1 protein-coding gene and 1 pseudogene are annotated in these 1,012 nt (G+C 59.8%); both read left to right on the top strand.

All coding sequences use genetic code 11. The annotated features are described in order from the left end of the window. Positions 1-210, top strand: a pseudogene (locus tag ACIPZC_RS26045) (HK97 family phage prohead protease); the annotation flags it as partial. Further along, positions 207-1,012: phage major capsid protein (locus ACIPZC_RS26040; RefSeq protein ID WP_400630441.1), on the top strand; the 806-nt coding region annotated here is incomplete at its 3' end. The pseudogene ACIPZC_RS26045 and the gene ACIPZC_RS26040, both read left to right, overlap by 4 nt.

Genomic DNA, 1,012 nt, shown 5'->3' with positions numbered 1-1,012 from the left:
GCTCAAGTCCTCAGCGTTAAATCGGACATCAGGCTTTTCGAGAAGGCTCTTCGCGAACGCATGGGCCTCTCGCAGAAGGAAGCGGCGGCAGTCGCTTCGCTCGGCTACACCGCGCTGCGCCGTGACGGCGGCAGCGAGGCCACGGCGATCGTGGATGAGCTGAAAGAAATTTCCACCCTGTTCACCCACCATTTCGGAGTATCGCCATGAGCGAAGTGAAAGACATCAAAGAATCCTTGGAGCTGCAACTGAAGACTGGCTTCGGTGATCTGCAGAAAAAATACGACGCCGCCATGGCTGAGGTCGAAAAAGGCAATCAGATTACCGGCGATCTGAAGAAGCAGATCGAAGACCAGAAAGGCGAGCTGCAGAAAGTCATCGACCAGGTTGTCGACCTGGAGCAGAAGGGCGTCAAGCTGCGCGGCCAGCCGGGCGAAGGCAAGAGCTTCATCGACTTGGTGAAAGGCGACGAGAGCTACAAGAGCCTGCAGCAGAAGGGCTCCAGTCAGGCCAAGATCGAAGTCACCAAGTCCGACCTGGCCAGCATGAAGGAGATGAAGGTCACCAGTGCCGGCATCGTCGCGCCGAACTATGACCCCGTCATTCAGCCGGGCCTGCGTCAGGAGCTGCGCATCCGCGACCTGCTGACGGCCATCCCGGTCAGCGGTCAGAGCTACACCTACTTCCGCGAGAACCTGCACACCCGCGGCGCCAAGCCGGTGCCAGAGGGCGGGCTGAAGCCGACCAGCAACGTCACTTTCACCACCGAAACCGACCGGGTGAAGAAGATCGCGGTGTGGATGCCGGCCACCGACGAGGTGCTGTCGGATGTGCCGCAGATGTTCGCCTACCTGCAGCAGCTGCTGCGCTATGACCTCAAACTCGAAGAGGAGGCGCAGATCCTCAAGGGCGACGGTACTGGTGAGAACCTGAACGGCTTGATGACCCAGGCAACCAGCTACAACACCGCGTTGAGCAAAGCGAGCGATACCGCCATCGATCTGGTTCGCCG

Source organism: Pseudomonas sp. NPDC089743, assembly GCF_044748785.1.
Taxonomy (GTDB): domain Bacteria; phylum Pseudomonadota; class Gammaproteobacteria; order Pseudomonadales; family Pseudomonadaceae; genus Aquipseudomonas; species Aquipseudomonas putida_X.
This window is presented reverse-complemented; position numbering and strand designations above follow the sequence as displayed.